Below are 19,814 nucleotides of genomic sequence, written 5' to 3'. Positions count from 1 at the left end.
CACCGGCCATTCCCAGCGGGGGAGGCGCACTCTTGAGGTGAACCACCACCTGGATCAGCGGAGGTGCGCAATGGCGCGAGCAGTTCGTTTCTCAGAGTTCGGCGGACCGGAGGTTCTCGAGGTCGTCGACATCGAGATGCCCGTCCCCGAGGCCGGCGAGGTTCTCGTGCAGGTCGTCGCGGCCGGCACCAATCCCGTGGAGAGCGCCATCAGGTCAGGGGTGTCTCCTGATCGCTGGCCCGTCGTGTTCCCAGAAGGGCAGGGCCGGGATCTCGCGGGCATCGTCGTCGGCGTCGGACCCGGCGTCACCGACTTCAGCGTCAACGACGAGGTGATGGGATACGTGGCACGCGGATCGCACGCCACCCACGTGGTCGTGCCAGCCGCTCAGCTCGCGCACAAGCCGCACAGCGTGGCCTGGGAGATCGCGGGCAGCCTCTACGTCGCAGGAACCACGGCTCTCGACGCCCTGCAGGACACCGCGGTCGGGCGCGGCGACACGCTCGTCGTGACGTCGGCGGCAGGCGGGGTCGGGTGCCTGGTCGTGCAGCTCGCGGTACGCCGCGGGGCTCGCGTCATCGGGACGGCAGCGCCGCGGAACGCCGACTACCTGCGCCAGATCGGCGCGACGCCCGTCGACTACGGCCCCGACCTGACGAGCCGCATCCGAGCCCTCGCGCCCGACGGGGTCGACGCCTTCATCGACTTCTTCGGCGGTGACGGTGTCGAGACAGCCGTGGAGCTGGGCGTTCCGACCGGGCGCATCAGCACGGTGCTCGACTGGGGCGCCGTCGACGACTACGGCGTGCAGCGCGCCACGGCGGGCAGCCTGCGCGAACTCCTCGTCGTCGCCGAGCTCATGGAGCAGCACGCCGTGCGGATGCCGATCGCCGACGTCTTCTCCCTCGACGACGTCGGGGATGCCTACAGGAGGCTCGACCGCCGCGAGGCCGTCGGCAAGATCGTCATCGGCATGAACCTCGTCGAGTACAAGAACCAGCGTCTGAAGGGGACAGCCCTCAAGGAGCAGGATGCGACGCTGGGAGTTCCGACTCCTCATCCGCCGACGGAGTCGGTCGAGGTTCTTCCTCCGGTGTTCGGACACCGGAGAGGCTTCGTGCCCATCCGGCGCGGGGATCCGCGTCCAGCAGCAGGAGTCTGATCAGCAGCGTCAGCGGCACCGCGAGGAGGGCGCCGAGCGCGCCGAGCACGAAGCTCCAGAAGATGACGGATGCGAACGTGACGGTGAAGCCCAGGTTCACCGCAACGGCGACGAAGCGCGGCTGCACCAGCACCTGGAGCGTCACGTTCACCACGCAGTAGACGGCGACGACGATGAGGGCCAGCCCCCACCCGCCGGTGACGAGCGCCATGACGGCCGGCGGGATGACGCCGATCACGAAGCCGATGTTCGGGATGAAGTTCGTGATGAACGCGAGCACGGCCCAGATGAAGGCCCCGGGAACCCCGAGCGCCCAGAGGATGAGCCCATCCAGCACGGCCACGATCAGGCCGAAGATCGCGTTCACCACCATGTACTGCCTCACGCCATGCGCGTACCCGGTGAGCGCCGCGATCACCGAGGCGTGCGTGGTGCGGAACCTGGCGAAGATCGGCGCGATGTAGGCGGCATCCGCCGCCATGAAGAGCGTGTAGGCGAAGACGAGCACGAGGGCGGTGACCGAGCTGAGGGCCGACTCCGCGATGGCCAGTGCGACGCTGAAGATCGTCGACGGATCGACGGCGCCGGTCACGGCCTCGGTCTGCGACTCGCTGAGCCCGAGCGTCGCGACCCAGTCGGTGAGCATCGCGGCCTGGTCCTTGAAGGCATCTGCGCTGTCGGCGATGAGCCTCGCGAACTGCGCGAGCGCCGTCACCAGCAGCACGCCGAGCGCGATCAGTATGAGGTAGACGACCACGATGACGGCCGTGGTGGCCGCCCACCGCGCCCAGCCCTTGTGCTCCAGGACGGCGCGCACGGGGTGGGCGATGATGACCAGCACGACCGCGAGGACGATCGGGCCGATGATCTCCTTGGCGTTCGCCATGCCCGCGATGGTGATCACGGCTGCGGCGAGGGTGATCAGCACCCGCGTAGCGAGGCCGAGGCCGACGGGACCGACGGGCGGCGGCGGGGGTGGAGGGGCATCCGTCATGCCATCATCGTCGCCCGGTAACACGGCGGGGAGGCCTCGGCGCGCCGAATAGGATGGTCAGCATGTCCGACGGCTCCTCCTTCTACATCACCACGCCGATCTTCTACGTGAACGACGTTCCCCACATCGGGCACGCCTACACGGAGGTCGCCGCGGACGTGCTCGCGCGCTGGCACCGCCAGAGCGGCGACGACACCTGGTCGCTCACGGGAACCGACGAGCACGGGCAGAAGATCCTGCGCACGGCGACGGCCAACGGCGTCACGCCGAAGGAATGGGTCGACAAGCTCGTCGCCGAGGCGTGGAAGCCGCTGCTCGAGATCGTCGACCTGTCGAACGACGACTTCATCCGCACGACGGATGAGCGCCACGAGGTCAACGTGCAGAAGTTCCTGCAGCACCTCTACGACGCCGGCCACATCTACACGGGCGAGTTCCAGGGCTACTACTGCGTCGGCTGCGAGGAGTACAAGCAGCCGGGCGACCTGCTCGACGGCGAGGGTGAGTACGAGGGCCAGAAGGTCTGCGCCATCCACTCCAAGCCCGTAGAACTGCTCAACGAGAAGAACTACTTCTTCCGCATGAGCGCGTTCGCCGACCAGTTGCTCGCCCTCTACGAGGACCGTCCCGACTTCGTCCAGCCCGAGAGCGCCCGCAACGAGGTCGTCTCGTTCGTGAAGTCCGGGCTCGCCGACCTCTCCATCTCCCGCACCTCGTTCGACTGGGGCGTGAAGGTCCCGTGGGACGAGTCGCACGTCGTCTACGTGTGGTTCGACGCCCTGCTCAACTACATCACGGCAGTCGGCTACGGCGCCGACGAGGAGGAGTTCGCGCGCCGCTGGCCGGCGACGCACATCGTGGGCAAGGACATCCTGCGCTTCCACGCCGTCATCTGGCCCGCCATGCTCCTCGCCGCAGGACTCGAGGTGCCCAAGCAGGTCTTCGGCCACGGCTGGCTGCTCGTCGGCGGCGAGAAGATGAGCAAGTCCAAGCTCACCGGCATCGCGCCATCGCAGATCATCGACACCTTCGGCTCCGACGCGTTCCGCTACTACTTCCTGCGTGCCATCTCCTTCGGACAGGACGGCTCGTTCTCGTGGGAGGACCTCGCCGCCCGCTACCAGGCCGAGCTCGCCAATGGCTTCGGCAACCTCGCGTCGCGGGTGATCGCCATGGTGACGCGCTACTGCGACGGCGTCATCCCGACGGCGGGCGAGCTGACACCGGCGGAGGAGTCCATCGTGGCTCTCGAGCGATCGGTGACGGATGCCGCGGGCGAGGCCATCTCGCGCCTCGCCATCCACGAGGCGATCAGCTCCATCTGGGAGCTCGTCGATGCCCTCAACCTCTACATCACCGAGCAGGAGCCGTGGGCGCTCGCCAAGGACCCGGCGAACCGCGCCCGCCTCGAGACCGTGCTGGCCACGGTCGTTCGTGGACTCGGCACGCTCGCCGTGCTGCTCTCGCCGGTGACCCCGAAGGCCACGGCCAAGCTCTGGACCGCCCTCGGTGGAGACGGCTCCGTCGCCGAACAGCGCATCGACCGTGCCTGGGAGTGGACCGGTGGAGCATCCGTCGCTCCGCTCGAGGCCCTGTTCCCGCGCATCGAGGCGAGTGGTGAGTAGCGAGGAGCCGTCTGGCGCCTTCGTGCGCGTCCGCGAGCAGACAGCCGGACGCGACCTGAACTACCCGCCGCTGCCCGAGCCGCTGGCTGTCGGCGTCTACGACAACCACACCCACCTCGAGATCGCCGACGGGGACGGGCTCGACTATCGCGAGCACCTCGATCGTGCGGCATCCGTCGGCGTGCGCGGAGTGATCCAGGTCGGTGGCGACATCGAGACGTCGCGCTGGTCGGCGGCGACGGCCGCGATCGAGCCGCGGATGCTGGCCGCCGTGGCGATCCACCCCAACGAAGCCGCCGAGTACGCCCTCCGAGGCGAACTCGACGAGGCCATCGGCGAGATCGACAGTCTCGCCGGTCGACCCAGGGTGGTCGCCGTCGGCGAGACCGGACTCGACTACTTCCGCACCGAGAGCGAGGAGGGACGGGCCGCCCAGCAGCGCTCCTTCGAGGCCCACATCGACATCGCGAAACGGCACGGCCTCGCGCTGCAGATCCACGATCGCGACGCCCATGCCGCCGTCATCGCCACGCTGCTGCGAGTGGGAGCCCCCGACCGCACGGTGTTCCACTGCTACTCCGGCGACGCCGAGATGGCCAGGGTCTGCGCCGAGAACGGCTGGTACCTGTCGTTCGCGGGCAACGTCACGTTCAAGAACGCTGAGAACCTCCGCGATTCCCTCGCCGTCGCCCCGCGCGAACTCGTGCTCGTCGAGACCGATGCCCCCTTCCTCACGCCCACGCCGTTGCGCGGGCGACCGAACGCGCCGTACCTCATCCCGCACACGCTGCGGGCAATGGCCGGCTACCTCGACACCGACGTCTCGGTGCTCGCCGCCCAGATCAGCTCGAACACCGAGCGGGTCTACGGAACCTGGGATGGACTCGCATGAGCGGAGAACACAGCGCGGTCGGTGGCCGGCTCCTCGGGCCGGCGGAGATCCGCGACCTCGCCGAACTGCTGGGTGTCACGCCCACCAAGAAGCTCGGCCAGAACTTCGTCATCGACGCCAACACCGTGCGCCGGATCGTCAAGACCGCCGGGGTTCGGGCCGGGGAGCAGGTGGTCGAGATCGGGCCGGGGCTCGGCTCGCTCACCCTCGGACTCACCGAGGCCGGTGCATCCGTCATCGCCGTCGAGATCGACGGCCGGCTGGCCGAGCAGTTGCCGAAGACGGTGTCGCTGATGCAGCCGGATGCCGCCCTCGAGGTCGTGCACCAGGATGCCCTGCGCATCCTCGAGCTGCCCGGAGCTCCCGTGCGGCTGGTCGCGAACCTGCCGTACAACATCTCGGTGCCGGTGCTGCTGCACTTCCTCGAGCACTTCCCATCGATCTCGGCGGGCATCGTCATGGTGCAGGCCGAGGTCGGCCACCGCATCGCCGCCCTGCCGGGTTCGAAGATCTACGGCAGCCCGAGCGTGAAAGCCGCCTGGTACGGCGACTGGCGCACGGCGGGCACTGTCAGCCGGCAGGTGTTCTGGCCCGTTCCGAACGTCGACTCCGTGCTGGTGGGCTTCGACCGGCGCAGCGACGCCATCGGAACCGAGGCTGAGCGCCTCGCCACATTCGCCCTCGTCGACGGCGCGTTCCAGCAGCGCCGCAAGATGCTGCGCCAGTCGCTCTCGGGCGTTCTCGGCGACGCGGCCACGGCATCCGCCGCCATGGAGGCCGCCGGTGTGAAGCCGACGGCGAGAGGCGAGGAGCTGACGGTGCACGACTTCCTCGCCGTCGCGCGCGCATCGCACCTGACGGACTGACCCGGCACTCTCATCCGGGCTAGGTTAGAAGCATGACCCTGCCTGCCGCATCGCCTGTCGCGCACGCACGGGCCCCCGGCAAGATCAACGTCTTCTTCAAGGTCGGCGCGCGTCAGGACGACGGCTACCACGACGTGGCCTCCGCGTACCAGGCGGTGTCATTGTTCGAGGACGTGCGCGCCTACCCGGCCGACGACTTCTCGGTGTCGTTCAGCGGCAGCGTCGACACCTCCGGACTCGCCGTCGACGGCAGCAACCTGGCCATCAAGGCTGCACGGTTGCTCGCCCGCAAGACCGGGTACCGCGGGGGAGTGCGACTCGAGGTCGAGAAGCACGTGCCCATCGCCGGCGGCATGGGCGGCGGGTCGGCGGATGCCGCAGCCACCCTGCTCGCCTGCGACGCGCTGTGGGGCACGGAACTCACCCGCGACGAGCTCATCACGCTCGGCGCCAAGCTCGGGGCCGACGTTCCGTTCGCGCTGCTGGGCGGCACCGCCATCGGCACGGGGCGCGGCGACCAGCTCAGCCCCGCGCTGGCCAAGGGCACGTTCCACTGGGTGCTGGCGATCGCCGAGTTCGGCATGTCGACCCCGGCCGTGTACGAGGAGCTCGACAGGCACCGCACCCGGAACGCGCGCGACATCCAGCCGGCGGAGACGGCGCCCACCGTCGACACCGAGGTGCTGCAGGCATTGCGTGCCGGTGATGCGCGCATGCTCGCCGACGCCCTCTCGAACGACCTGCAGGCCGCAGCACTGCACCTGGCTCCCGGGCTCGGGCACATCCTCGAACTCGGCGAGGAGAACGGCGCCCTCGCGGGCATCGTCTCGGGCTCCGGCCCCACTGTCGCCTTTCTGGCCCAGGACGCGGACTCGGCCCTCGAGTTGCAGGTCGCTCTCTCGGCCGCCCGGCTCACCGCCGTGCGCGCGACGGCGCCGGTGCACGGGGCGCGCCTGCTGCACGACTGAGCTGTCGCACCGCTCCCGCTGAGCCCGTTCACGCGCGCCCGCTCGGCGCCGAGAACGGAGTTCGCGCGCATCCCTCCCGCCGAGTACGGAGTCGTTGCGGGTGAGCCAGCGCTGACACCCACAAGAACTGCGCTCTCGGCTGATAAGTCGCACCCGAGATTGACGTTTGTGCTGGTGCGACGCACCCACTAGGGCTGCGCTCTCGACGAGTGACGTGCGTCCTCCCCAGCAACCACACGGTCGGGCGGGTGCACCGATCGGGCTCGCGATGCTGTCGGCCGCGGCCGTGCGGCGATGATCGCCGGATGACTCGCCGCTCCCCGCTCCCCGAATCGTTCGCTGCTCGTGCGTTCAGCACGGCCGAGGCGCTGAGGAGCGGGGTGTCACCATCGCGGCTCCGGTCCGCCGACCTCTCGCAGCCGTTCCGTGGAGTTCGTTCCAGCACCCCGGCGACCACGGTGCGCGAGCGGGCGACCGCGCTTCACGCTGTCCTTCCCGACACGGCGGTGTTCAGCCACACCACCGCTGCGGCCATCCACGGCGCACCGCTGCCCGCAGCCGTCGAGTCCGGCCCCCTGCATGTGACGGTCGGCCGTCCGAACCGAGCGTCGCGTCGCGCTGGAGTGGTGTGGCACGAGGCGACAGCCCCGCTCGCGTGGACCTCCGTCGGAGGTCTGCGCGTGGCATCGCCGTCGGTGGCGTACTGCCAGCTCGGCTCGCTGCTGAGCGTCGGCGACCTCGTCGCCGTCGGCGACTTCCTCGTCACCGGTGACGAGCCCATCTCCCGGACACAGCCTCTCTGCGGGGTCGACGAGCTGGCGGCAGCGGTTGCACGACTCGGGCCGACCCGCGGCATCCGTCGTCTCCGTCAGGCTGTCGAGCTGGTGCGGTGGGGACCCCTGTCACGGCCCGAATCCCTTCTGCGCGTCGGCCTGGTCCTGGAGGGTCATCCCGAGCCCGCGATCAACTTCCCGATCTTCCTCCCGAGCACCGGGCGGTGGATCATGGTCGACCTGGCCTACCCCGGGTTGAAGCTGGCGTTCGAGTACGAAGGCGACTACCACCGCACCGATCGAGCGAAGTTCGAGGACGACATCCTTCGCCGTGAGCGGCTGGCCGAGCTGGGCTGGACGGTGATCCGGGTGACCGCGCACGACCTGAGCGCGCGTGGGTGGCCCGAGTTCCTCGCCCGCGTGCAGCTGCACCTGCAGCGCGCGCACCCCGTAGCCGACTCCACGCGCTGACAACAGCGTCGAGAACGGAGTTCATGTGGGTGTGTGGCGACCGAGACCCACCACATCTTCGTGTTCGGTGACGGTCACCTGCGCGAACTCCGTCGTCGGCGATCAGCGCTCAGCCCACGCGGGTAGGGTTGAGCGGATATGGCACACCTGCTCGGCGGCGAGAAGCTGCGACTCGAATTCCCCACCCGCGTGATCTTCGACGGCGTCACCGTCGGCCTCAATGAGGGCGATCGCGTCGGCGTCGTCGGAAAGAACGGCGACGGCAAGTCGACGCTGCTGCGCCTGCTCGCCGGCCGCATCGAGCCAGACGACGGCCGTGTCACGCGTCGACGCGGTGTCGACATCGGCATGCTCGACCAGTCCGACACCGTCGACCCGACGCTCACCGTCGCCCAGGCTGTCGTCGGCGGCATCGACGAGCATGTCTGGGCCGGAGACGCCCAGGCACGCGACGTCATCGGCGGACTCCTCGGCGACGTTCCGTGGGACGCCGTCGTCGGCACCCTGTCGGGCGGGCAGCGCCGCCGTGTCGGCCTCGCGGCCCTGCTGGTCGCCGACCACGACGTGATCTTCCTCGACGAGCCGACCAACCACCTCGACGTCGAGGGCATCGCCTGGCTGGCCGGCCACCTCCGCAAGCGCTGGGCCCAGAACTCCGGCGGGCTCATCGTCGTCACCCACGATCGGTGGTTCCTCGACGAGGTGTGCAACTACACCTGGGAGGTGCACGACCAGATCATCGAGCCGTTCGAGGGCGGCTATGCGGCCTACATCCTGCAGCGCGTCGAACGCGACCGCATGTCGGCGGCCAGCGAGGCCAAGCGCCAGAACCTGATGCGCAAGGAGCTCGCCTGGCTGCGCCGCGGTGCTCCTGCGCGCACGGCGAAGCCCAAGTTCCGCATCGACGCGGCCAACGAGCTGATCGAGAACGAGCCGCCGCCCCGCGACACCGTCGAGCTCAAGCAGATGGCGACGTCGCGCCTGGGCAAGGACGTCGTCGACATCCTCGACGCCGGCGTGGTCTACGACGGCCGCACGATCCTCAAGGACATCGAGTGGCGCATCGCGCCGGGGGAGCGCACCGGCGTCCTCGGCGTCAACGGCGCGGGAAAGTCCACCCTGCTCGGCCTCGTCACCGGCACGGTCAAGCCCACCAGCGGCAAGGTCAAGCGCGGCACCACCGTGCGCATCGCGAGCCTCACGCAGGAGCTCGCCGAGCTCAAGGACGTGCAGCACGAGCGCGTGTCGACGATCATCGGCCGCCAGCGCTCGAGCTACGTCGCCGGGGGCAAGGAGCTCACCCCCGGGCAACTGCTCGAACGTCTCGGCTTCACGAGCGCGCAGCTGGCCACGCCCATCAAGGACCTCTCGGGTGGCCAGAAGCGTCGTCTGCAACTGCTGCTGATCCTGCTCGACGAGCCGAACGTGCTCATCCTCGACGAGCCGACGAACGACCTCGACACCGACATGCTGGCGGCCATCGAGGACCTCCTCGACTCCTGGCCGGGCACGCTGCTCGTCGTGAGTCACGATCGCTACCTGATCGAGCGCGTGACCGACCAGCAGTACGCCGTGATGGACGGCCATTTCCGGCACCTGCCCCGCGGCGTCGAGCAGTACCTCGAGCTGCGTCGTGGAGTGACGGATGCCTCGGCGGATGCCGCCCGCAAGCCGGCGGCATCCGGAGCGGGCTCCGCGGCGACGTCGGGAAAGCCCGCCCTCGGCGGAGCCGACAAGCGCAACGCCGAGAAGGAGCTCTCCTCCCTCGACCGGCGCCTCAAGAAGTACCAGGGCGAGATCGCGGCGGCGCACGAGAAGCTCGCCGTGCACGACCAGAGCGACTACTCCGGGCTCGGAGCCATCACCGCCGAGCTGCAGAAGCTCGAGTCGACGGTGGCCGACCTCGAGGTGCGCTGGCTCGAGGTCTCGGAGCTTCTGGAGGGCTGAAGCCCGCACGCATCGGGATCCGCCGGTCGGCGTGACGAAGTGTGACCAGCCGATTCCGCCTGTGACCAGCACGCTGGTTAACGTCGAAGACATGTCACGCAGCAGCAAGAAGTCACTGTCCATCGTTGCGGCGCTCGCCGCCGTCCCCCTCGTCTTCGCCCTCTCGGGGTGCGCCACCGGATCCGCGAACGCGTCGGGTGACGACGCCGACACGACGGTCACCATCGGCGTCGTCGGCAAGAGCGACCCGCAGTGGGCGCCCTTCGTCGAGGCGGCCGAAGACGAGGGCATCACCGTCGAACTCGTCGACTTCGCGGACTACGCGCAGCCCAACCCGGCACTCACCGAGGGCGAGCTCGACCTCAACCAGTTCCAGCACATCGTCTACCTCGCGGGATACAACGTGTCGGCCGATGAGGACCTGGTACCGATCGGCTCGACGGCCATCTACCCGCTCGGCCTGTACTCGACGAAGTACGACTCCGTCGAGGACATCAAGAAGGGTGACACCGTCGCGATCCCGGATGACGACGCCAACCTCGCACGCGGCCTGCTCGTGCTGCAGTCGGCCGGCCTCGTCAGCCTGAAGGGCGGGGGCAGCATCTACTCGGGCCTGAACGACATCGACACCGACAAGTCCAAGGTGAAGGTCACGACCCTCGAGGCCTCGCTCACGCCCTCGTCGCTGCCCGACGTCGCCGCGGCGATCATCAACAACGACTACGTCGAGGATGCCGGTCTGAAGGCGTCCGACGCGATCGCACAGGACGACCCGGCCGACGCCTCCGCGCTGCCATACGTCAACATCTTCGCGGCCAAGGCCGAGGACAAGGACAACAAGACGTACGCCAAGCTGGTCGAGATCTTCCAGGACACCCAGGCCGTTCAGGACGGCCTGCTCGAGGCGTCCGGCGGAACCGCTGTTCCGCTGAAGACCCCCGTCGCCGACCTCGAGGCCTCCCTCAAGACCGTCGAGGCCGACACCCGGAAGAACGGCTGAGCTCACCGCGTGAGCCTCGTCAGTCTGCGCAACGTCACCAAGACCTATCCGTCGCCCGACAAGGGCGGTGAACGGATCGTCGCCATCGACGACGTCTCCCTCGACATCGAGGCCGGCGACGTCTACGGCATCATCGGGTACTCCGGGGCGGGCAAGAGCACGCTCGTGCGTCTCATCAACGCCCTGGAGCCCGTGACCGAGGGCAGTGTCGTCATCGACGGCGAGGAGATCTCGGGGCGGCCGGAGCGTGAACTGCGCTCCGTCCGCCTCGGGATCGGCATGATCTTCCAGCAGTTCAACCTCTTCAACGCCAAGAACGTGTGGAACAACGTCGCCTACCCGCTGCGGGTCGCCGGATGGCCCAAGGACCGCATCGCGGCCAGGGTCGACGAGCTGCTCGACTTCGTGGGCCTCGGCGAGAAGGCGCGCAGCTATCCCGACCAGCTCTCGGGCGGCCAGAAGCAGCGTGTCGGAGTCGCCAGGGCACTCGCGACCGAGCCGCGCATCCTGCTGGCCGACGAGGCGACCAGCGCCCTCGATCCGGAGACCACGCAGGAGGTGCTCGCGCTCCTGAAGCGCGTGAACACCGAGTTCGGGGTCACCATCGTGGTGATCACCCACGAGATGGACGTGATCCAGTCGATCGCCACCAAGGTGGCGGTCATGGACGGCGGTCGCGTGATCGAGAAGGGCGACGTGTTCGACGTCTTCTCGAACCCGCAGAACGCATCATCGCGACGCTTCGTGTCGACGGTGATCAAAGGCATCCCGTCGCCGGCCGAGCTGTCCGTGCTGCAGGAGCGGCACGTCGGACGCATCGTCACGATCTCGTTCAGAGACGGCAACGCCGACCAGGCTGCGGTCTTCCTCGAGATCGTGAACGCCGGAGTGGCCTTCGAGCTGGTCTACGGCGGCATCAACGACATCCAGGGCCGGGCGTTCGGTCACCTCACCCTCGCCCTGCGCGGCGACGATGCTGCGATCGACTCCGCCATCGCCCGCATCGCCATGAGCACGCACGTGACGGAGGTGCGCTGATGGATGCGCTCATCGAGCTCCAGGACGAATTCTGGAAGGCGGCGGGCGAGACCCTCTACATGGTCTCGATCACCCTGCTCATCGGTGGTGCGGCCGGACTGCTGATGGGTCTCATCCTGTACGCCACCCGCGCAGGAAGCCTGCTGCCCAACAAGGCGATCTTCGTGGTTTTGAACGTGGTCATCAACTTCTTCCGGCCCATCCCGTTCATCATCTTCATCGCCGCCGTGCAGCCGCTGTCCCGCATGATCATCGGCACCGGCATCGGCATCAACGCCGTCATCTTCGCGCTGTCGCTGGCGGCGTCGTTCGCCATCGCCCGCATCGTGGAACAGAATCTCGTGACGGTCTCGCCGGGCGTGATCGAGGCCGCCCGCTCCATGGGAGCCGGCCCCTACCGCATCCTCGGGACCATCGTGATCCCCGAGGCCCTCGGGCCGCTCATCCTCGGCTACACCTTCATCTTCGTGGCGATCGTCGACATGTCGGCCGTGGCCGGTCTGATCGGCGGAGGCGGACTCGGCTACTTCGCCCAGCTCTACGGCTACCGGCAGTTCGAGCCGGTCGTCACCTGGGCCGCGGTCCTGCTGATCGTCGTGTTCGTGCAGATCGCCCAGTTCGTCGGAAACAAGCTCGCGCGGGTGGCCCTGCGGCGTTGAGCCGACACGGTTCGGCCGCAGGGCGCCTCGGCCTTCGCCTAGAAGTCGTAGCGGTGACGGATGTGGTTGCGGTCGTGGCGGGCCTGCCAGAACTCGATCTCACGGGGACGCACCGAGTACACCTGCCACGTGGGGTTCGGGGCGCCGTCGGCGCTGGGTCGGGCCGCCCAGTCCGCTGCCGACACCTCGGCTGACAGCTCGACGGCATCACCGGTGACCCGCACCTGGCGGCCCAGTTCGGCCCAGAAGAAGTTCAGGGCGACCGCCCTGTTCTCCACCAGTTCGCGACCCTTCCGCGACAGCCTGGAGGTGGCGAAGCACCAGCCGCCGTCGTCGATGTCCTTGAGGATGAGCATGCGCGACGACACCCGGCCGGAGGCATCCGTCGTCGCCAGCGAGAAGGCATGGGGCTGACGGATGCCGCGGACCACAGCGGCTTCGAGCCAGTCGATGAACAGTTCGACGGGGTCCGACGGCGCCGTCTCAGGATCGAACTCGGGGAGCTCGTCGGGGAAGTCCGGAAGGGCTCGCAGCATTCTCCTGACGGATTCACTCACGCTCGCCACCCTAATATGCTCGGCCCATGGCTGATCGGACCGAGCGCGTCGCACGCCGAACCGGAGCGGAGAGCCGCTACCGGCGCCTGCTCATGCAGGGCACGAACACCGAGCGCCTGGTGTTCTTCAGCGACGCCGTCATGGCCATCGCGATGACCCTGCTCGTACTGGAGATCCACATCCCCGAGGTGGCCGATGACGAGATCGGGCGGGTGCTGGTGGAGAACGTCGGCGTCTTCGGCGCCTACGCGCTGAGCTTCACCATCATCGGCGTGAACTGGATCACCCATCACCGCAAGTTCAGCGTCATCGATCGCTACGACACCCCGCTGCTGCGCATCAACCTGGTCTTCCTGTTCCTCATCGCCGTGCTCCCGGTCGCGACCATCGCACTGACCATGTACCAACTGCCCGTCGTCGTCGCGCTGTACGCGCTCGACGTGGCCGGCATCAGCTTGGTGCAGCTGTGGATCTGGGTCTACGCCTGGCGGCACGATCTCATCCGCGACGACGTCGACTTCGACGTCTACGCCCTGAGCGTGCGGAACCAGTTCCCCGTGCCTGCGATCTTCCTGGTGTCGATCCCGGTGGCATTGTTCGTCGACCCCGTGTGGGCGATGTACTTCTGGATCCTCATCGTCCCGCTCGCGGTCATCACGGCCCGGCTGCCTCTGCCCAACCAGCGACGGAGCGAGCGGCTCGTGGCCATCAGGGTCGAGGCGCGCACGGCGGAGAACGAACGGATCGAGGAGGAGGACCTCGCCATCGCGGCCGTCGAAGCCGCAGCGGCACTCAGTCGAAGTCGAGACTGAGCTTGCGGAGCAGGCCGGCGAGCCGATCCTGGTCCGATGCGCTCAGGGTGTCGAGGAGGTCGGCCTCGGCTTCGACGAGCTGCGTGATGGCGGCGTCGACCTGATCGAGGCCGGCGGCGGTCATCACCACGAGCACGCCCCTGCCGTCGCGCGGGTCGGTCTGACGCGTCACGAGCCCGAGGTCCACGAGCCTGTCGATGCGGTTGGTCATCGTGCCGCTGGAGACCAGCGTCTGCTGCAGCAGTTGCTTCGGGGAGAGCTGGTACGGCGCTCCGGCCCGGCGCAGCGCCGAGAGCACGTCGAACTCCCACGACTCGAGACCGGCGCGCGAGAAGGCGCTGCGACGCTCCCGGTCGAGGTGCTTCGCGAGCCTGCCGACACGCGAGAGCACCTGAAGGGGGGAGAAATCGAGATCGGGGCGTTCGCGTCCCCACGCATCCACGATGCGGTCGACCTCGTCATTGCTCGGCATGGCTCCATTATCCCGTTCGGATGCCGCCGGTCGCGTCACGGCCACGGCATGCGTTCTGGCAGACTGGAGGGCGCGTTCGACCTGCGGTCAGGCGTGGTCCGCCGTGGTGTAATGGCAGCACGACAGCCTTTGGAGCTGTTAGGTCCAGGTTCGAGTCCTGGCGGCGGAGCCCTTCGAAACACACCAGGGGAGACACCATGACCGACCAGAACCTTGCGATCGTCGTGCTCGCCGCCGGCCAGGGCACGCGCATGAAATCGTCGCTGCCGAAGCTGCTGCATCCGCTCGGCGGCATGCCGATCGTCTCGCATGTGCTCGCAACGGCACGCAAGCTCGATGCGGCCCACGTGATCAGCGTCGTGCGCTACGAGCGCGACCGCGTCGCAGCCGTGATCGGCGCCGACATGCCCGAGAGCGTGATCGTCGACCAGGACGAGGTGGCGGGCACCGGGCGTGCGGTCGAGCTTGCGATCGAGGCCCTTCCCGACGGATTCACCGGCGAGGTGCTCGTCGTGAACGGAGACGTTCCGCTGCTCGACGCCGACACCCTCGGCCGCTTCATCGCCGCACACAGGGCCGCCGCCGCCGCGGCGAGCGTCATGTCGCTGTTCCCGCACGACGTCACCGGCTACGGCCGCATCGTGCGCACGCACGACGGCGCCTTCGACCGCATCGTCGAGCAGAAGGACGCCAGCGAGACCGAGCGCGCCATCGGAGAGGCCAACGCCGGCATCTACGTCTTCGGCGTGAACCAGCTGCGCGACCAGCTCGCGAACGTGACCACGGACAACGCCCAGGGCGAGAAGTACCTGACCGACGTGATCGGGCTCCTGCGCGCAGCAGGCAGCGAGGTGGCGGCCGTTCCCGTCGACGACGCCTGGCTGGTGGCCGGCATCAACGATCGCGCCCAGCTCTCCGAGGCCGCCCTGCAGCTGAACGCTCTCATCGTGCGCGGCTGGCAGCTGGCCGGCGTCACCATCCAGGACCCGGCGACCACGTGGATCGACGTCACGGCGACGCTCGCGCCCGACGTCACGGTGAAGCCCGGAACGCAGATCCTCGGAGCATCCGTCATCGCCACCGGGGCCGTGATCGGCCCGGACACCACCCTCGTCGACACCGAGGTGGGCGAGGGTGCGACGGTCAAGCGAACGGATGCGACCCTCAGCGTGATCGAGGCCGGTGCCACGGTGGGTCCGTTCTCCTACCTGCGCCCCGGCACCATCCTCGGCGCCGACGGCAAGATCGGCGCCTTCGTCGAGACCAAGAACGCGAACATCGGCGTCGGCAGCAAGGTGCCGCACCTCTCCTACGTCGGCGACGCCACGATCGGAGAGGGCTCGAACATCGGCGCCGGCTCGATCTTCGCCAACTACGACGGCGTCGAGAAGAACCGCTCCGAAGTGGGATCGCACGTTCGCACCGGGTCGCACGGCGTCTTCGTCGCCCCCGTTAGGATTGGTGACGGAGCGTACACCGGCGCAGGAACCGTCGTCCGCAAGGACGTCCCGCCCGGAGCCCTCGCCATCTCGGTCGCGCAGCAGCGCAACCTCGATGGCTGGGTCAGTCGGAAGCGTCCCGGAACGGCCGCCGATGCGGCGGCCCAGGCCGCCAACCCGGGGTCAGAATGACCAGCGGTCACCGTACCGTCGAACAGAGCGGAGTCCGAGTGTCCGGAATCAATATCACCGGCCAGAAGCACCTCGTCCTGGTGTCGGGGCGAGCGCACCCGCAGCTCGCGAAGGACATCGCGGCGGAGCTGGGCAGTGAACTCATTCCGACGGATGCCCGCACCTTCGCCAACGGCGAGATCTACGCGCGCTTCGACGAGAGCGTGCGCGGCTGCGACGCCTTCGTCATCCAGTCGCACACGTCGCCCATCAACGAGTGGCTCATGGAGCAGCTCATCATGGTGGACGCCCTGAAGCGCGCCTCGGCGAAGCGCATCACCGTCGTGTCTCCGTTCTACCCCTACGCCCGCCAGGACAAGAAGGGCCGCGGCCGCGAGCCGATCAGCGCCAGGCTCGTCGCCGACCTGTACAAGGCAGCCGGCGCCGACCGCATCATGAGCGTCGACCTGCACGCCGCCCAGATCCAGGGCTTCTTCGACGGGCCTGTGGACCACCTCTTCGCCATGCCCGTCCTGCTCGAGCACTTCCAGTCCAAGCTCGACCCGGCGACCCTCACCGTCGTCTCGCCCGATATGGGCCGCGTGCGCGTCGCCGACATCTGGAGCGACAAGCTGGGCGTTCCGCTCGCCATCATCCACAAGCGCCGCGACCCGCTGGTGCCGAACCAGGTCTCGGTGCACGAGATCGTCGGTGAGGTCAACGGCCGCGTCTGCCTGCTGGTCGACGACCTGATCGACACCGGACGCACCATCGTCAAGGCGGCCGAGGCCCTGAAGGCCGCTGGAGCCATCGGCGTCGTGGTCGCCGCGACCCACGCCGTCTTCAGCGACCCCGCAACGCAGATCCTGCAGAGCGACGCCGTCGACGAGGTCGTCGTCACGGACACCCTGCCCGTGCCGGAGGCCAAGCGCTTCGACAAGCTCACGATCCTCCCGATCGCGCCGCTTCTCGCTCAGGCGATCGACGCCGTCTTCAACGACGAGTCGGTCACGTCGATGTTCGACGGCGCAGCCTAGGCCGCGAGTCCGCTCAGCCCCAGGCGTCGGCCGGCGCCTTGACGACGTCGACCGGCCGCGAACTCCAGTGCGATCCGTTCGCGTAATGGCTCGACGCCCACGGCGACGCCCAGATGGCAGCCTCGATCTCGCCCGTCGGGGCCGAGGCCGCCAAGCCGGCTGCGATGGCCGTGTAGCCCGAGTTGCGGTGCAGGGCGTCGGCGCAGTTCTCAGCGGCCGTCACGAGGGAGTCGTAGCTGCCGAGGCCGCTGCCGCCGCCGGAGCCCCAGCCGTTGTTCAGAGGGTTGTTGCGGTTCCACCAGTTGTCCACGCCGTTCTCCTGGCGCATCCAGCGGGTGATGACGGTGATGTTGCTCTCGGTGGTCGGCCACCCGGCGAACACGAGCACGAGTTTCGCCCAGTCGTGATTGGTGCCGTTGGCCGCGAGGGTCTGCGCTCCGTCGGTGGCGGAGTAGCCGTCGCGCACCACGGAGATGTCGGGAACGGTCCCGTCGACGGTGAGCGACTGCTCCGGCAGCTTCGCCGCGGTCGACTGCGCCGTCGTCCGAGCCGTCTCGGCGGCGCTCGGCAGCGGTGGGGGAGCCATCATCATGGCGGCGCCCCAGGCGACGACGGCCAGGGCGGCCGGAATCGCGAGGCGATTGCGGTGATGCATCCGCTCGGCCCGAACGGGCGCAGCACGTCTCGTCGCGGTGTGCCGCGACGAGGGACGAGGACGGATGCGTTCGGGGGTCATAGGCCTTCTGGTGAGGGTAGCAGGGCAGCCTGAGCGCGTCCCCGGCTACTGTAAAGGGGTGATCACGACCCCGCGCCCCTGGCTCGACTCGTACGCCGAGGGCGTGCCCCATGACATCGATCTGCCGGACGGCTCGCTGTACGACATGCTCGCGGCTTCCGTAACCCAGTATCCGGACAACGTGGCCCTCGAGTTCTTCGGGCGGACGACCACCTACGCCGAACTCGGTGCCCAGGTCGACCGGGCGGCCGAGGGGCTGCGCCTGCTCGGCGTGCAGAAGGGCGACACCGTCGCCCTCGTGCTTCCGAACTGCCCGCAGCACGTGGCCGCCTTCTATGCCGTGCTGCGCCTCGGCGCCATCGTCATCGAGCACAACCCGCTCTACACTCCGCGGGAACTGCGGCACCAGTTCGAGGATCACGGTGCCACGGTCGTCATCGCCTGGAACAAGGTCGTCGCCACCATCCAGGACTTCCCGTCGGACGTCGCTGTCGAGACCATCATCTCCATCGACGTGACGCGGGCCATGCCGTTCCTCACCCGCACGGCCCTCAAGCTGCCGGTCGCCCGGGCGCGCGAGTCACGCGCCGCCCTGACCACGAAGGTGCGCGGCACGACGTCATGGGAGGACCTGCTGAAGGCAGCGCCCATCGACGAGCACATCGTGGCGCCATCCGTCGGCGATGTCGCCCTCATCCAGTACACCAGCGGCACCACCGGAAGCCCGAAGGGGGCGACCCTCACGCACCTCAACCTGGCCGCGAACGCCGCGCAGTCGCGGGCCTGGGTGCCCACCATCGCGCGCGGCACCAGCGTGGTCTACGCCGTGCTGCCGATGTTCCACGCCTACGGGCTCACGCTCTGCCTGACCTTCGCCATGAGCATGGGGTCCCGCCTGGTGCTGTTCCCGAAGTTCGACCCCGACCTGGTGCTGGCCGTGATGAAGAAGCATCCGGCGACCTTCCTCCCCGCCGTGCCGCCGATCTACGAACGGCTGCGCAAGGCGGCCGAGAGCGAGGGCGTCTCGCTCGCCGGCATCGAGATCGCCATCTCGGGTGCGATGCCGCTCTCCGCCGAGGTCGTCGAACCATGGGAGGCACTCACCGGCGGCTACCTCGTGGAGGGGTACGGACTCTCGGAGACCTCGCCCGTGCTCATGGCCAATCCCGTCGCGCCGACCCGCAAGGCCGGAACCGTCGGCCTCCCGCTCTCCTCGACCGAGGTGCGGGTCGTCGACCCGGAGGATCCGACGCAGGACAGGGGGACCGACGAGGAGGGCGAACTGATCGTGCGCGGTCCTCAGGTCTTCTCGGGCTACTGGAAGAAGCCCGACGAGAGCGCTGCCGTGTTCGTTCCTGCCACGGACGGCGGCTCCGACTGGTTCCGCACCGGCGACATCGTGGCGCTCGACTCCGACGGCTTCGTGCGCATCGTCGATCGCATCAAGGAGCTCATCATCACCGGAGGCTTCAACGTGGCCCCGAGCGAGGTCGAGGAGGCGCTGCGGATGCACCCCGACGTGCTCGACGCCGCCGTCGTCGGCCTGCCGGACGAGCACAGCGGTGAGAAGGTCGTCGCCGCCGTCGTGCTGAGGGAGGGCGCCGAACTCGACGAGCAGTCGATCCGCGACCAGGCTCGCGCCGAGTTGGCCGCCTACAAGGTTCCGAAGCGGGTCGTGGCCGTCGACGAACTGCCCAAGTCCCTCATCGGCAAGGTCATCAGGCGCCAGGTGCGCGACCGACTTCTGAACGGCTGACCCTCGAGCGCGATGCAGCTCCGGCCACGGTCGGCCGCGCGGATGCCGGTTGGCCGGTCAGGCGGTCTGTTGCCGGACGTGGGGAGCCGACGGGATGAGGCCGAGCGAGCCGAGGTACTCCCTCGGTCCGCTCGTGCTCACCGCGTAGCACTGCCACCCGGCTCCGCCGGCGGCGAACAGCTCGAAGCCGACCGAGGAGCCGCCGGCATCGGGGCGCAGGTACGCGGCGTAACTGGCGCATGCCCGCGACGCCGTGCCCTGCGCGACGCCCCACGTCACCAGGATGCCCGGCAGCACGAGTGCGACGATCCCGATCCAGACCACGGCGCGCAGCATGGGGCTGCGCCGGGCGCCGAGGAGCGGGCGCGCGGAGTCGTCGTCCTCGTCGGAGCCCAGCAGCTCCGGATGCGTCGTCATGGGGCGACCATAACAAAGGTTC

Annotated in this window: 18 protein-coding genes, 1 tRNA gene and 1 pseudogene; 15 read left to right on the top strand and 5 right to left on the bottom strand. The window is 68.7% G+C overall.

What is annotated here, in order from left to right; genetic code table 11:
* Window positions 1–70 precede the first annotated feature (70 nt).
* Window positions 71–958, top strand: a pseudogene (locus tag ASC59_RS17595) (NADP-dependent oxidoreductase); the annotation flags it as partial.
* Window positions 959–1,019: 61 nt separating this feature from the next.
* Here ASC59_RS17595 and ASC59_RS07020 read toward each other — a convergent pair.
* Window positions 1,020–2,156, bottom strand: coding sequence for an AI-2E family transporter (locus ASC59_RS07020; protein WP_082513454.1), 1,137 nt, complete (start codon window positions 2,154–2,156; stop codon window positions 1,020–1,022).
* Between the two features lie 62 nt (window positions 2,157–2,218).
* On the opposite strand from ASC59_RS07020, the gene metG reads away from it, so the two are divergent.
* The 9 genes from metG to ASC59_RS06975 all read left to right on the top strand — a co-directional run bounded on the left by metG (window position 2,219) and on the right by ASC59_RS06975 (window position 12,395).
* The gene (metG, locus tag ASC59_RS07015) at window positions 2,219–3,781 is read left to right on the top strand and encodes a methionine--tRNA ligase (RefSeq protein WP_055822989.1); all 1,563 of its coding nucleotides are present in this window, start codon (window positions 2,219–2,221) and stop codon (window positions 3,779–3,781) included.
* Window positions 3,774–4,673 (top strand): TatD family hydrolase, encoded by a 900-nt coding sequence (locus tag ASC59_RS07010; RefSeq protein WP_055822986.1) that lies wholly within the window; start codon window positions 3,774–3,776, stop codon window positions 4,671–4,673. Before metG ends, ASC59_RS07010 begins: the two co-directional genes overlap by 8 nt.
* Window positions 4,670–5,539, top strand: coding sequence for a 16S rRNA (adenine(1518)-N(6)/adenine(1519)-N(6))-dimethyltransferase RsmA (gene rsmA / locus ASC59_RS07005; RefSeq protein ID WP_055820033.1), 870 nt, complete (start codon window positions 4,670–4,672; stop codon window positions 5,537–5,539). The genes ASC59_RS07010 and rsmA overlap by 4 nt, the downstream gene beginning before the upstream one ends.
* A gap of 32 nt (window positions 5,540–5,571) precedes the next feature.
* The gene (locus ASC59_RS07000) at window positions 5,572–6,507 is read left to right on the top strand and encodes a 4-(cytidine 5'-diphospho)-2-C-methyl-D-erythritol kinase (RefSeq protein WP_055820031.1); all 936 of its coding nucleotides are present in this window, start codon (window positions 5,572–5,574) and stop codon (window positions 6,505–6,507) included.
* Window positions 6,508–6,812: 305 nt separating this feature from the next.
* Window positions 6,813–7,751, top strand: a complete 939-nt coding sequence (locus ASC59_RS06995) for a hypothetical protein (RefSeq protein ID WP_055820027.1) — start codon at window positions 6,813–6,815, stop codon at window positions 7,749–7,751.
* A gap of 138 nt (window positions 7,752–7,889) precedes the next feature.
* Complete coding sequence (locus ASC59_RS06990) at window positions 7,890–9,698, top strand: ABC-F family ATP-binding cassette domain-containing protein (RefSeq protein WP_055820025.1); 1,809 nt, start codon at window positions 7,890–7,892, stop codon at window positions 9,696–9,698.
* 91 nt (window positions 9,699–9,789) lie between these two features.
* Window positions 9,790–10,698 (top strand): MetQ/NlpA family ABC transporter substrate-binding protein, encoded by a 909-nt coding sequence (locus ASC59_RS06985; RefSeq protein ID WP_157487944.1) that lies wholly within the window; start codon window positions 9,790–9,792, stop codon window positions 10,696–10,698.
* Between the two features lie 9 nt (window positions 10,699–10,707).
* Window positions 10,708–11,736 carry a methionine ABC transporter ATP-binding protein gene (locus tag ASC59_RS06980; protein WP_055820019.1) on the top strand — a complete coding sequence of 343 codons (1,029 nt, stop codon included), beginning with the start codon at window positions 10,708–10,710 and terminating at the stop codon, window positions 11,734–11,736.
* A complete protein-coding gene (locus ASC59_RS06975; protein WP_055820016.1) occupies window positions 11,736–12,395 on the top strand; it encodes a methionine ABC transporter permease in 660 nt (219 codons plus the stop codon). Before ASC59_RS06980 ends, ASC59_RS06975 begins: the two co-directional genes overlap by 1 nt.
* A 38-nt stretch (window positions 12,396–12,433) precedes the next feature.
* On the opposite strand, the gene ASC59_RS06970 is transcribed toward ASC59_RS06975, so the two are convergent.
* On the bottom strand, window positions 12,434–12,952 hold the full coding sequence (locus ASC59_RS06970) for a pyridoxine/pyridoxamine 5'-phosphate oxidase (protein WP_055822983.1): 519 nt from the start codon (window positions 12,950–12,952) through the stop codon (window positions 12,434–12,436).
* A 26-nt stretch (window positions 12,953–12,978) separates the two neighbouring features.
* Here ASC59_RS06970 and ASC59_RS06965 point away from each other — a divergent pair, with 26 nt between their 5' ends.
* A complete protein-coding gene (locus ASC59_RS06965; protein WP_235492602.1) occupies window positions 12,979–13,764 on the top strand; it encodes a TMEM175 family protein in 786 nt (261 codons plus the stop codon).
* On the opposite strand, the gene ASC59_RS06960 is transcribed toward ASC59_RS06965, so the two are convergent.
* Window positions 13,745–14,236: a MarR family winged helix-turn-helix transcriptional regulator gene (locus tag ASC59_RS06960; protein WP_055820013.1), complete on the bottom strand. Its 492-nt coding sequence runs from the start codon at window positions 14,234–14,236 to the stop codon at window positions 13,745–13,747. The two genes, ASC59_RS06965 and ASC59_RS06960, sit on opposite strands and share 20 nt — an antisense overlap.
* A gap of 97 nt (window positions 14,237–14,333) precedes the next feature.
* Between ASC59_RS06960 and ASC59_RS06955 the strand changes: the two genes are divergently transcribed.
* The 3 genes from ASC59_RS06955 (at window position 14,334) to ASC59_RS06945 (ending at window position 16,883) form a co-directional block, all read left to right on the top strand.
* Window positions 14,334–14,405, top strand: a tRNA-Gln gene (locus ASC59_RS06955).
* Between the two features lie 28 nt (window positions 14,406–14,433).
* Complete coding sequence (gene glmU / locus ASC59_RS06950; RefSeq protein WP_055820011.1) at window positions 14,434–15,867, top strand: bifunctional UDP-N-acetylglucosamine diphosphorylase/glucosamine-1-phosphate N-acetyltransferase GlmU; 1,434 nt, start codon at window positions 14,434–14,436, stop codon at window positions 15,865–15,867.
* A complete protein-coding gene (locus tag ASC59_RS06945; RefSeq protein ID WP_442915074.1) occupies window positions 15,864–16,883 on the top strand; it encodes a ribose-phosphate diphosphokinase in 1,020 nt (339 codons plus the stop codon). Before glmU ends, ASC59_RS06945 begins: the two co-directional genes overlap by 4 nt.
* A gap of 13 nt (window positions 16,884–16,896) precedes the next feature.
* On the opposite strand, the gene ASC59_RS06940 is transcribed toward ASC59_RS06945, so the two are convergent.
* A complete protein-coding gene (locus ASC59_RS06940) occupies window positions 16,897–17,538 on the bottom strand; it encodes a hypothetical protein (RefSeq protein ID WP_055820006.1) in 642 nt (213 codons plus the stop codon).
* A 142-nt stretch (window positions 17,539–17,680) separates the two neighbouring features.
* Here ASC59_RS06940 and ASC59_RS06935 point away from each other — a divergent pair, with 142 nt between their 5' ends.
* Window positions 17,681–19,375: a long-chain-fatty-acid--CoA ligase gene (locus ASC59_RS06935; RefSeq protein ID WP_235492699.1), complete on the top strand. Its 1,695-nt coding sequence runs from the start codon at window positions 17,681–17,683 to the stop codon at window positions 19,373–19,375.
* A 57-nt stretch (window positions 19,376–19,432) separates the two neighbouring features.
* Here the strand turns inward: ASC59_RS06935 and ASC59_RS06930 are convergent, their stop codons facing one another.
* Window positions 19,433–19,792, bottom strand: a complete 360-nt coding sequence (locus ASC59_RS06930; protein WP_082513452.1) for a hypothetical protein — start codon at window positions 19,790–19,792, stop codon at window positions 19,433–19,435.
* Window positions 19,793–19,814: the final 22 nt, after the last annotated feature.

Source organism: Leifsonia sp. Root1293 (genome assembly GCF_001425325.1).
GTDB lineage: Bacteria > Actinomycetota > Actinomycetes > Actinomycetales > Microbacteriaceae > Orlajensenia.
Note: the sequence above shows the minus strand (reverse complement) of the source record. Positions and strands in the feature narration are given on the sequence as shown.